This window comes from Saprospiraceae bacterium, assembly GCA_016709995.1.
GTDB lineage: Bacteria > Bacteroidota > Bacteroidia > Chitinophagales > Saprospiraceae > JADJLQ01.
This window is the reverse complement of the sequence record JADJLQ010000006.1, coordinates 74,342-86,353: the sequence shown is the minus strand read 5'-3', so window position 1 is coordinate 86,353 and position 12,012 is coordinate 74,342. Positions and strand designations below refer to the sequence as shown.

Genomic DNA, 12,012 nt, shown 5'->3' with positions numbered 1-12,012 from the left:
CCAGGTAGACGAAGGCGGGGTTCGGGTACCGTCGATGGTCCTCTGGCCAGGTCAGATCAAAGCAGGTACCAGCACTGACCAGATAGCAGCCCATATCGATTGGTACCCCACTTTACAGACCCTTTGTCATTTAAATACCCTTGCCGGCAAACCCATCGATGGTAAAGATCTGAGTGGAATAATATTGAATAAAACAGATACCTTATCTGATCGCAAAATTTTTAGCCATGTGGCTTTTTTAGAAAAAGAGCTCAAACCTAAACCAGGCTCTGTGCGTACCCCACGATATCGTATGGTATGGAAATCTGCGGCAGCTGAACTTTATGACATGTCTTCAGACCCTCAACAGCTGGTAAATCTCGCAGCCACCGACTCGATCACCTTATCGACTCTTTCCAATCTGTACCAATCCTGGTTTTCATCAGCCACCCAGGATTATCAGCCCATCAAACCGGTCAACGTAAATACCTCTTATATCGAGCTCCCTGCATATGAATCTACTTTTACCGGCAGCCTCCATTATGCCGAAGGACATGGCTGGGCACATGATTGGCTCCAACACTGGGCCACGACTGAAGATGAGATCAGCTGGAGCATCATCAGCGATACTCCGACCACCTTTACAGCCTACCTCAAATATACCTGCCCGGCCGGAGATACCGGTTCCATCATCACTACCTATATCAATGAGGCACCTGTCGCCTCCGCTAAAATCATCGTACCCTTTGATCCACCATTGACCCCCAGCCCTGACCGGGTGATCAGGAAAGAAGCTTATGAAAAGGAATGGCGGATGATGGAGCTTGGTAAGATCGTGGTACCGTCTGGTCAGAGCAAGTTGAGCTTGAGGGCTAGTGAGGTGAGGCATGGGATGGTGGGCGAGGTGATGGGGGTAGTGATGGAGCGGTGAGGAAGGTGGTGCAGTCCTCCTGTTTTCCGCACTAGAGCATTTTTTTGAGATAAGTAATTGATAATCAGTTATTGTTTTTGAGAAACGGGTGTCCGGGCTTATTTTTAGGGGTGTTCATTAGACAAAAGAAGAATAAATCTGGTAGTATCAGTGTTCAGATTATATCTAAGGTTGGGGGCCGATATAAAGTTGAAAAGACTGTTGGCAGTTCTGACCGAGAAGATCAAATAAAGAATTTAGTCCAGAAAGCCGAGCTTGATGTAATCAGTATGGTTGGACAATCAAGTTTATTCAATTCTGAACAGGATGTACAGCTTGAAAATTACCTGGACACTATAGAAAACATGCAAATTAGGACTATAGGGCCTGAGTTAATTTTTGAAAATATACGACGCCATCGGCTACAATGCTATCAAAGAAGACTTATTCCGGCAATTGGTTATAGCCCGTTTAGCTTTTCCACTGAGCAAGCTAAAAACAATAGAATACATCTACCGATATCAAGGAGTAACCATTGGTCTTGATCAGGTATATCGATTTCTAGACAAGTTAAATGATACATTAAAAGAACAAGTTGAGCAGATTTCATATCAACACACTTTAAAGACTCTCGAAGGAGAGATAGGTATAGTATTTTATGACATGACGACTCTGTATTTTGAGTCTAATGAAGAAGATGATTTTCGAATGAGCGGATTCTCTAAGGATGGCAAACATCACTTACCTCAGATATATCTTGGTTTATTAGTAGGCCTAGGTGGCTATCCTATCGGCTATGATCTTTTCGAAGGAAAAATATTCGAAGGAGATACATTGATCCCAGTTATTGACAAGTTGACAAAAAATTCAATTTGGCGAAACCAATCATTGTAGCCGACGCTGGCCTATTAACTAAAGCAAATATTGATACGTTAGCAGGTCTTGGGTATAGTTATATTATAGGAGCAAGAGCTAAGTCTGAAAAAAAAACATTATCAAAAACGAAATTCTTTCCTTAAAGTTGAATGATGGTGAAACCAGGATAATTCACAAAATGGACGGCAATAGGCTTATAATATCGTATTCTGAAAAAGGGCCAAAAAGGACGAACACACCCGGAAACGAGGCCTGTCTCGTTTAGAAAAACAAGTAAAATCTGGAAAACTTACCAAGCAGAACATTAACAATAAAGGCTACAACAAATACTTACGAATGAAAGGCAAAGTAGATATTGAGATAGATTATGATAAGTATAATGCTGATAAACAATGGGACGGGCTAAAAGGTTATATCACAAATACGACCATTAGTCCTTCGATAATACTTGAGCAATACAAGAATCTTTGGCATATAGAAAAAGCATTTAGGATGTCTAAAACAGACTTAAGAATAAGACCCATATATCACCGATTAAAAAGAAGGATAGAAGCCCATATTTGCCTCTCATTTGCCGCATACTCTATTTATAAAGAACTTGAAAGAATCTTAAATAAGAATCATTCGTCAATATCTATAGTACAAGCGGCGGAGCTAACTCATACTATGTATCAATTGGAAATAAGCCTTCCAGAATCTAAAAAAAACAAATTGATTACCTTAAAAATGGATCCCCTTCAAAAGGAATTGTCGAGCATTGTTGAATCAAATTATGCATAAAACTTGTCCACAGACGCCAGGGTGTCCCATTGCGGAAAACGCGAAGAAGCTTATGAAAAGGAATGGCGGATGATGGAGCTTGGTAATATCGTGGTACCGTCTGGTCAGAGCAAGTTGAGCTTGAGGGCTAGTGAGGTGAGGCATGGGATGGTGGGCGAGGTGATGGGGGTAGTGATGGAGCGGTGAGGAAGGTGGTGCAGTCCTCGTCGCAATCAACTCCAGGCACAGCCAAACACTCACACTTTATTATTTCTATATTCCCTCCTTGATATTCCTTGCTTTCCCATAGCAATCAACCAATGGCAAAGCGCCACCGGACACCCATCACCTGATCACATCAAACATCCTCGAATACTTCACCGTAAAACTCCGATTATCAAATCGATCCAGGCCCCGATTTTCATTAAATACCAAAAACAAACCGGTATTGGACTGCTGCAACCATCCCAGCCTCAGGTTGAAAGACCATTTGTCGAGGACATCATTAAATTGGGTAAGGCTCTGGACATATAATCTGGGTGTAAAAGAATAGGATATCCTCGATCGAAGTATCGTTGTATTAAAATCACCATAGGGTAACCGCACAATATTGCTATTGAGACCCCACTCGGAGGTAAACTTGTCTCCGAGGCGGACATTAAATCCAAAAGTCGTACTGGCCCGATGACCGCCAAAAAAACCACCGATGACTTCACGTACATTAAAGGATATGTTTTTACTGGTATTCGTCATCCATACAAACTGACCTTCGTTGTGAGAATATGACCCCGCCGGTACGATAACCCCAGTGGCGATCTCAAAAGGCGTGAAAACCCCTTCGGTGGTAAAATTGATTCCGGTGTGGACCTCCATGCCGTTTTCCCATTCCCAATGATTGTCTATATGGAGAAAACTGGTCTCCAGTTTTTTATTGCCGTAATTCCAGTAGCTGCGATAAGAAATATGAGGTCTGAGCTCCAACAATCCTGCTTTGCCATTCATGCGCCAATGGTATAGGATATTGGCTTCGGGTTTGCGGAAGCTATTGCGCAACAAAAATCCAACTTCCGGATTAAATCCACTGCCAAGCTCACTATAACCTGCACCCACATTGAGTTTATTCCACTCATAATTATAGTTTAGTTTAAAGGAATGATCATTTTCTTCGATACCCGGGGTGGAGGATTTGGCCAGGAACCCAGTGAGCTGGGCTTTTTTGCCGAGGCCCCATTTGCCATCGATGGCCAGCACTCTATTATAATGGTCTTCGCCGGGTCCCAGGTTTTCTTTGTTGATGAAAGCAGCGCCGATGCGGGAGAGTTTGGCAAATTCGTGGCTCACGCGCGCAATCGTATAATTGCTCTTTGCAATGGAGTTGGACTCTACCTGATCAGTAAACATGGAGAGAAAACCGACATTGGTATGATTGATTTTGCCAGAGAGCCGAGCCCCGCCGACGATGGGTACGATAGAACCATCATCCCCGATCCCAATGCGTCTGCTAAAAAACATTTCTACCTCCCCGGGGCTCCCAACGCCAAACTGGCCTGCATTCTCCAGGAAAAAAGGTCTTTTCTCGGGGAAAAAAAGATTGAAGCGGTCGATATTGACCTGTTGGTCATCCACTTCTACTTGAGCAAAATCCGTATTGTACGTGAGGTCGAGCGTAAGACTCGGGGTAATGCTGTATTTTATATCACCCCCGACATTGGCATCGGTGCTCGTTTTTCTGGGGGACACCAGGTTATTGGCCGTCACATTGCCCAGGACATAGGGTATCACTTTGAGATTGCCCGGACTCTGAAGTTCGAGGTCGGTTAGGGTACCCTCCATAGAAAGGCGATGAAGATTAAACTCCACAGGGATGGGAGACCAAAAAGCAGCTTCATTGTTCTTCTGTATGTTACGCTGAAAGTTGACACCCCAGGTTTGATCTTTCCCACTTAGATACCGCAATGTCCTGAAAGGAATTGCAAACTCTGCTGACCAGCCTATGGCGGACACCTTTGTTTTTACAGTCCAGGAGGCATCCCAATTGAGGTTGATACCACCGATGCGGCCGCCCTGCTGACGATTGGCATTGACACTGCCCTGGCCTTCATTGTCTACTTGCGCATCATATTCAATCCCTGCCGGATTGGTACCGAACACAAACCCATTCTGTCCATCTTTATAGGTATCAAGGATAAACAAAAATGCATCAGTGGCATCGAGGGAAGCGTCGCGTCGGGAGTCTGAGATGATTATTTTTTCCGGTGTCTTATCGTGGCAGACTGCGGACAGATATAAATTCTCTTTGTCATAACAGATCCTTACCTCGGTCATTTCAGATATAGGCTGACCGGCATAAGGTTGGGTCTGGGTAAGATCGCCAAAAGCTGGTATGTCTGACCAAGCCGAATCTGCTAAAACTTCCCCATCGATCACGGGTCGCCTGGTGAGTTTGTGAGCTTTGGTAGTGGGCCTCACACCGGTATAGGCAGAAGTAGTACCACTCATAGTATTACTGCCATTGACCCCCAGGGTGCCCAGACTACCATTGGTTTGGGCCAAACCTAACTGATACCCTGCAAAACAAATAATGAAGATGATTGAAAACCTCACTTTCCTGGCTTTTAATGGATCATAAAAATAATTAAGGATACCAAACTAATAAAAATACCCGGGCGTACAAAACACCTCCTGGTAATATCTCTCACCTGGATACCTTCAGCGTAGCTGTCACCGGAAAATGGTCAGAATACCTGACCCTGTGTATGGTAAAATTGGTCCCCTTTAAAGACTGACTGCACAAAACCTGGTCGATATGTAAAAAAGGCAGTTTGCCGGCATAGGTGTAAGCCAGGCCATTGCCTGATTGCAGCCAGGCATCATTGAGCTGTCCGGAAAGCAACCTAAAAATATACGTGCTGGGAATATCATTAAAATCTCCAGCCAGAATAAACGGATGCGGAGAATGATCCATTACTTTCTTAAGCTCTTCTGCCTGATCCGTCCTAAGGAGCAGAGCTTCTTTGTATCGGTTGAGGACTCTTTTTATTTTTTGCCAGGTGGAAGCATTTTTAATATTTGCGGCATTCATCAATTGCTCGGTTTGCCCGGAGATCCGGTTGGAGACCAGGTGTACATTGTATATACGCAGCGTATCCTGATGATAAAGGATGTCTGCCCAGGTGGTGCCGTTGCCTTTGGACCTGCTATCTAGGATCCCTTTGGAGAGGATAGGGTGCTTTGAAAATATGGGTCTGGCATTGACAGCCTCTTTGAGGGTAGAATAATAGTTTTTTTCGATCGAGTCTCTTATCTTTTTGACGGATGGATTCGATAGTTGCCATTCCTGAAAACAAAGTATATCCGCTTTTTGATTGAGGTAAAAATTCCATTCCGCAGGTCGATTGGCAGGCAGGCTGGAGCCAATATTGTGAGATAATATTTTCAGGCCATCTGAGGTAGGTTCAGGTAAAGAAATATTAAAAAACGACTGTCTAAAAAGGGTAGAGAACCCGATCAGCAAAATAAAAAGCAACCATGCTCTATGGTTTTTGATCATCAATCCTACCAGGAATAAAACACCTGTCAAAATATATAGATAGGGGAAAACCAGACTTGTAAATGCTGCCGGCCAAAATAAACGCGGATCAATATAACCTGACCAGCCACTGATCAGTAGTGCCAGTGCAGCCAGCACAGCAATAATGACAAAAGATTTGTTCAATAGTTTATTCTTCATCGGTCAGATGAGCGATATAGAGAGATTATAATTTTGGCATGAAAATAAGCAAATCTTTTGTCAAGCGCAGTCAATTCATTTCAACCATCCTCTATTCTTCGTGTCAGTTCAGCCCCAGAGTCTCCGGTAGTTAAAATGCAAAAAATATCAATCTGTCGTATTACCAGATATCTTTCAAAAACCACCTGTTATCAGTATACAACGTTGGATATCCATTTTCAAAAAAAAATCTTAGCACAGTTTATATTTTTAAATTGAGAATAGGGAATAGACATCCCGAAACTTCGGTAGGCAAGGACAGACAACTAAGTAACTTATTTAAAAAACCATATTTTATGAAAACACGACATCTATTTTGCCTTTTATTACTCAGCACAGGTATGATCTATACTTCCTGTACGCGTGACCAGGTGATATCGGCAGACCAGCCTATATCAGAAGCTGAAGCCATACAATGGAAACCTGCTGATGGCATAGCCCGGTTTATTCCACAGGAGTATAAAGACAATATCCTGGCAGAAGACTTGGCCTTTGCAGAAAGATTACTACTTAACCCTAAAGAAGAGGATCTAGCTGCTCGTGGACAAGAGATTCATATAGCCGCCGGGTCCAGCAATTCATTGGCGTCGGCTATTGCATCAGCGGGTCATGGAGATGTGATCGTATTGGATCCTGGTGATCACTTCGAGACAGGTACCGTCTATATTGATAAGACGATCAGTCTGATGGGTTATGGAGCCAACTATATCTCCAGTGGGGTAGTATTTGGGCCTAATTTTAACTCCACCTCTGCTATTCATGTTACCAAAAATGGTTGTATTTCTACTATCAGGGGTATCACTTTTAAAAGTACCGAAGCTCATCCAGGGACCTGTATCTTTCTTGAAAACACCAAGAGCGTAAAAGTACTTTACAATAAAATGGAAAATTGGAATATAAGTATCATGATGGCCACCAGTGATTTTTGTTCCATTATAGGTAATAAAGTTTTTGCTGATGCATCATGGACCACAGGAGACATTCAGGAATCAGATGGAATAGTTATATCAGATGGCAAACACAACCAAGTAGTAAGTAATGAGGTTGCGGGTGCTGTATTAGGAATATTTACAGGCGGTAGTCAAGGAATGGATTTTTCTAATTACACTCACGATTGTTTTATGGGTCAAATATTATGTAGAGTGCCGGCCGGCGGATATACGATGGGAGGCTATACGATAGACGGATATGATTCCGATACAAAAACCTCCACAGCCAGATGGTTAGCGGTGTTTAATAAATCCGAGAACAACTATTTTTGTGGTTATAGTGTTGTCGATGGATCACATGATAATTTGTTACAACATAACACCACAGCCAATAATGCTGCCTATGATTTCTTTTTATTAGGCGATAGCAATTTCTTTGGTTTCCCGACTCCTAGAGCTTTTAATAATACTATTGAAGCCAGTAGCTCACAAACAATAAAAGATTGTGCAGAAAATTCAAAAATCAGAGGAGGTATGTTGATCGACACATCACTGGATCCATGTGAATAAGTAGGATGTAAAGAATGGTTAATTAGATTTGCTAAATCGTAATAGGTTTAGCAAATCTTTTTTTTATGACGGATCAACTACGACCAGTGTGAAATTGGTAGGAGGCACTTGTTAACTTGTGTGAAAAAGTATAGCCAACTTCATCACCCAGACATCCTAGTTTTTTGAATCTCCTTTGGTATGGTCTAACCAGAGACCATCCGGTGACCAGATGGAGAATAATCTTATGCATTCTACCTTTTATGGCTCCTGTCAAAAGATGCCTGAAGATAACTAGGGTTTTTTTTTCCCTTTTTTTTTTTTTTCTTTTTTTTTTTTTTTTTTTTTTTTTTTTTTTTCTTTTCTTTTTTTTTTTTTTTTTTTTTTTTTTTTTTTTTTTTCTTTTTTTTTTTTTTTTTTTTTTTTTTTTTTTTTTTTTTTTTTTTTTTTTTTTTTTTTTTTTTTTCCTCCCCCCCCCCCCCTTTTCCCCTTTCTTTTTTTTTTTTTTTTTTTTTTTTTTTTTTTCTTTACAATGTGTTAGATGTTTTTCAGCAGACCCTACTAATTACTTTTTTATCAAATTGTCCGATATCTGTGAGTACGACCATGTGAGAGATCCGAGGCATGGGTCCGGTGAGCTTTGATTTCTGGAGCGTATCATCAAAAGCTTGATCTCCAAGATCTACGCCAAGTCGAATCTCTTTGGGTTTGATATTGATCGCTGCAAACTCCCTGGTCGCAGTAAAGGAGAGGTATGTTTTCTTCGGAATAAGTTGCGCATCCGGAAATAAGCTCATTATTTTCCTGGAGACCACTTCAAATAATGGGCGCATCTGCTCACTTTTAATAAATTGATTGTCGAGCAGACTCGATTCATTTTGATACACTGGCATACCATGATTGAGATAGAGACCAGCCAGCAGGGAGGCTTGCATGTGATTGAGCTCGTGGCTGGATTTTAACCAATTAGTGATCTCCATTTGTTTGGTGAGCCCCGAGGCCTTCACTACCGGCAGCCATTGTTCAAGTGATTTGCCAGTTTTTTCTTTTGCGGATTGGATAAACTCCTGCTCAAATTCTCCTGATGTTTTCGCCATGATATAATTTTTTTACCTCCAGACACCTAAAATAAAGCCGACAATCGTAAAATACAACGTGATAAAACCACCATTGATCAGGATGTACTTCCACGAACGCATTTCAAATAGACCTATGATGGTAAAAATCAAGGCTGAAAACCCAAACCCTGCCAGGAATCCGGCCGTAGTACCCCATGCCATATCCGTTTTGTCATCTCCCAAAAAAAAAGCCATGTTATAACTGATGAGCAATGCCAGGATAAAACTCAGTCCGTAGACTTTAGGGGGATTTAATTTTTTTAACTGTTCATCCGTAAGTCCATTTTCTTTTTTCCAGGCATGGTAAAACATCGCTGGCGAATACCATAAGGCACCCAGGGCAAGATTGGCAACGGCGCAGACGATGACTGCAAAATGATTGATATGTATTTCCATTTATTTTTTTATGACAAAAAAACTACAACTAACCGATAGCGTATTGGAAAAAATTTACCTCATCGTTTAATTCTTGTAAATCATCTACTTTTTAAAAGCGTGTAATAAATCAAATGACAGTCCCGTGATCAGGATATGACATAATCTGTCTCCTTAGAGTCAGTCCATTTCTGTAGCGAAGATGTATCGCTATTCATTAGTACAAATATCCAAGGTGCCAAGTCGGTTGCGGACGACAAATGCCCTATTATATATTCTTGGAGTACAGTTTTGAATAAAAAATATTATGGTCAAGCAGAAAGCTATTCTGATGAGGAGCGTATCGCTATTAATCATTAACATCAAGGTAATTTTCAAATAAATAAGATAACAAAACTCAGGAATAGGATTAGGTCCTTATTGGAAATATTTTACCTCACCCAACAGGGATATAATTCAGGTAATCGAATTGTTTCTGCATATATTGTTTCGGTGTAAACCCTGAAAACGATTTAAAGTCATTGATAAAATGTGCCTGGTCATAAAAACCGCTATCAAAGGCGATTTTCGTCCAGTCTGCTTCTTTGGCCGTCGCTATTTCTTCAATGGCTTTTTGAAAACGAGTGATTTTAAGAAACCCCTTTGGGGTGAGGCCGACATAGTCTTTAAATAGCTTGATGAGGTGTTTTTGAGAATAGCCTACTTTGGCAGCGATTTGTTCTATAGACTGCTGATTGGGAGAAGTAATTATTTGATTTACTGCATAGTCTATAAATGGGTTTATGACCAGTTTGTTTTCAAATTTTTTTCGCAGAAAAGATTCGGCTATTAAAAATTTTTGACAGATGGAGGCTGTTGCGAGGATCTTTTCTCTGAGCTCCATGATCTCATAAGTCAATACAAGGTCACCATCTACGACACTATCTGTCAACTCATGGAGAGGCATCTGTACAAAAGGATAAGCTTTGCCTCTATGAAAATTGATGATGAACATTTCGCTGTCCTTACCGGAAGGGATAGTGATAAATTTGTTTCTGATACCAGAAAACCAAACATGGCGACAAGCCTGGATTTCTTTAAGTGAGTCATTATCGTAGATATACTTTGGATAATCCGTCAGGTCTATAACGATATTGACATGACCATCAGGCAAAAAACGGTCCACAGTATGAACAGGGTGGTAGTCACAATAATAGACAAAGCTCTCTATAAATTGACTGAGTGGAAATGACGGTATATATAGCTCGAATATCATGATGGGTAAGAAGGTTAAAGGTAACTTTTTCGGATATTTTCCTGATACAATATGTCAGCAGTTGATTCAATAAGCACTGTCACTTACTATTTTCTTTCCCATTCCTGTAACCTTTCATAACTTAGGGAGTTTACCTCTATACAAACCGTGACAGAAGAGACCGATAACGAACTGATGTACCTGGTGCGTTCTGGCGAAGTAGAACGACTGGCTGACCTGTATGATCGATACCAGGGCCAGTTGTTTGGATTTTTTAATGGCATGACTAAAAATCGGGTCTTGAGCGCCGACCTGGTACAGAATGTGTTTTATCGGATCTTAAAATATCGGCAGCAGTTTCAGGGAGGACAGTTTAAATCATGGATGTTTCATATAGCGCGCAATGTATACCATGATCAGTATCGAAATAAAAACAATACACATCATGCCTCTTTGGACGACTACAAAGAAGTCATGGTGGCTGAACACCAGGCGGATGGTGAGCTACACAAACAAGATCAGTCAGAATGGCTAAAGAAAGCGATGGCAGCGCTCTCCGATGACAAAAGAGAAATTATCCTATTGAGTAAATACCAGGAGAAAAACTATAAAGAAATCGGAGAAATATTAGGATGTACCGAAGGTAATGTCAAAGTAAAAGTGTTTAGAGCACTGCATGATCTCAAGCTCTTGTATAAAAAGTATGAAAGCAATGTGCCTCAATAAATAGAAATACTATGTCTGAATACGAATTAAATATATTAAAGAAAAAATACCACGATGGCGTCCTGGATCTGGATGAATGGAATCTACTCGAGCAAGCCATATCTCAAGGTAAAATAGACTTGAAAGATTTGCCTTCTTTGCAAAAGTTAGAAATTGATCTCGCCAGGATACCCGGAGAGGATACTCCACCGGCTGTGCGCAGCGCAGTAGTCGAGATGATCAAAAAGGAAAAAAGAGAAGTGCCGGTAAAAACGGTATCACTAAGAGAATGGATGATTCGTAGCGTACTGGCGGCAGCGGCTATGATGACAGGCGTACTGATAGGATATGTGATACCCGGGCGCTCCTCTGCTCAGGTATCGGAAGTAGCCAAACTACAATCGGAGATGGAGTCACTCAAAGAAACAGTCATGTTAAACCTGCTGCAAAAAGAATCTACTACAGACAGGCTCAAGGCGGTAAGTTATAGTTATGATCTGGATCAAAGCAGCCATCGGGTGATCAATGCCCTGCTCACGACACTCAATGAAGACAATAATATCAATGTACGCCTGGCATCTGTAGAAGCCCTGCAACAATATGGCACCCAACCTTGGGTAAGAACACAACTGGTCAAATCGATCAGTCGGCAACACTCACCTTTAGTGCAGGTAGCCCTGGCTGAATGTATGGTAGCGCTTAAAGAAAAAACTTCGGTGATCGAATTCAAAAAATTAATCGACAGCAAAGACACTCCTGAAGATATCAAGACAAGGCTAAAAGATTATATACAACAAATCATTTAATCA

The 12,012-nt window shown here is 41.3% G+C and carries 10 protein-coding genes and 1 pseudogene; 6 read left to right on the top strand and 5 right to left on the bottom strand.

Annotated elements, in window-relative coordinates; translation table 11 throughout:
• The 3 genes and pseudogenes from IPJ09_21735 to IPJ09_21725 form a co-directional block, all read left to right on the top strand.
• Positions 1–910: hypothetical protein (locus tag IPJ09_21735; GenBank protein MBK7373989.1), on the top strand; the 910-nt coding region annotated here is incomplete at its 5' end.
• 110 nt (positions 911–1,020) lie between these two features.
• Positions 1,021–2,545 (top strand): annotated as a pseudogene (locus IPJ09_21730) (IS1634 family transposase).
• A 3-nt stretch (positions 2,546–2,548) separates the two neighbouring features.
• Positions 2,549–2,731 carry a hypothetical protein gene (locus IPJ09_21725; protein MBK7373988.1) on the top strand — a complete coding sequence of 61 codons (183 nt, stop codon included), beginning with the start codon at positions 2,549–2,551 and terminating at the stop codon, positions 2,729–2,731.
• A 138-nt stretch (positions 2,732–2,869) separates the two neighbouring features.
• On the opposite strand, the gene IPJ09_21720 is transcribed toward IPJ09_21725, so the two are convergent.
• Complete coding sequence (locus IPJ09_21720; GenBank protein MBK7373987.1) at positions 2,870–5,128, bottom strand: carbohydrate binding family 9 domain-containing protein; 2,259 nt, start codon at positions 5,126–5,128, stop codon at positions 2,870–2,872.
• A 91-nt stretch (positions 5,129–5,219) separates the two neighbouring features.
• Positions 5,220–6,254, bottom strand: coding sequence for an endonuclease/exonuclease/phosphatase family protein (locus IPJ09_21715; GenBank protein ID MBK7373986.1), 1,035 nt, complete (start codon positions 6,252–6,254; stop codon positions 5,220–5,222).
• A 335-nt stretch (positions 6,255–6,589) separates the two neighbouring features.
• Here IPJ09_21715 and IPJ09_21710 point away from each other — a divergent pair, with 335 nt between their 5' ends.
• Entirely contained in the window at positions 6,590–7,792 is a 1,203-nt protein-coding gene (locus IPJ09_21710) for a hypothetical protein (protein MBK7373985.1), read from the top strand.
• 527 nt (positions 7,793–8,319) lie between these two features.
• Here IPJ09_21710 and IPJ09_21705 read toward each other — a convergent pair.
• The 3 genes from IPJ09_21705 to IPJ09_21695 form a co-directional block, all read right to left on the bottom strand.
• Complete coding sequence (locus IPJ09_21705; GenBank protein ID MBK7373984.1) at positions 8,320–8,868, bottom strand: DUF4287 domain-containing protein; 549 nt, start codon at positions 8,866–8,868, stop codon at positions 8,320–8,322.
• 12 nt (positions 8,869–8,880) lie between these two features.
• Positions 8,881–9,285: a DUF1761 domain-containing protein gene (locus IPJ09_21700; protein ID MBK7373983.1), complete on the bottom strand. Its 405-nt coding sequence runs from the start codon at positions 9,283–9,285 to the stop codon at positions 8,881–8,883.
• 415 nt (positions 9,286–9,700) lie between these two features.
• Positions 9,701–10,519 (bottom strand): helix-turn-helix domain-containing protein, encoded by an 819-nt coding sequence (locus IPJ09_21695; GenBank protein ID MBK7373982.1) that lies wholly within the window; start codon positions 10,517–10,519, stop codon positions 9,701–9,703.
• 147 nt (positions 10,520–10,666) lie between these two features.
• On the opposite strand from IPJ09_21695, the gene IPJ09_21690 reads away from it, so the two are divergent.
• Together IPJ09_21690 and IPJ09_21685 are read left to right on the top strand one after the other, a co-directional pair.
• The gene (locus IPJ09_21690) at positions 10,667–11,224 is read left to right on the top strand and encodes an RNA polymerase sigma factor (protein MBK7373981.1); all 558 of its coding nucleotides are present in this window, start codon (positions 10,667–10,669) and stop codon (positions 11,222–11,224) included.
• An 11-nt stretch (positions 11,225–11,235) separates the two neighbouring features.
• Positions 11,236–12,009 carry a HEAT repeat domain-containing protein gene (locus tag IPJ09_21685; GenBank protein MBK7373980.1) on the top strand — a complete coding sequence of 258 codons (774 nt, stop codon included), beginning with the start codon at positions 11,236–11,238 and terminating at the stop codon, positions 12,007–12,009.
• The last annotated feature ends 3 nt before the right edge of the window (positions 12,010–12,012 follow it).

What these genes read in the sequence shown, in the direction of transcription:
- IPJ09_21685 (MBK7373980.1), top strand. Translation starts at nt 11,236, where the DNA reads ATGTCTGAATACGAATTAAATATATTAAAGAAAAAATACCACGATGGC.
- IPJ09_21705 (MBK7373984.1), bottom strand. Translation starts at nt 8,868, where the DNA reads ATGGCGAAAACATCAGGAGAATTTGAGCAGGAGTTTATCCAATCCGCA.
- IPJ09_21695 (MBK7373982.1), bottom strand. Translation starts at nt 10,519, where the DNA reads ATGATATTCGAGCTATATATACCGTCATTTCCACTCAGTCAATTTATA.
- IPJ09_21710 (MBK7373985.1), top strand. Translation starts at nt 6,590, where the DNA reads ATGAAAACACGACATCTATTTTGCCTTTTATTACTCAGCACAGGTATG.
- IPJ09_21700 (MBK7373983.1), bottom strand. Translation starts at nt 9,285, where the DNA reads ATGGAAATACATATCAATCATTTTGCAGTCATCGTCTGCGCCGTTGCC.
- IPJ09_21715 (MBK7373986.1), bottom strand. Translation starts at nt 6,254, where the DNA reads ATGAAGAATAAACTATTGAACAAATCTTTTGTCATTATTGCTGTGCTG.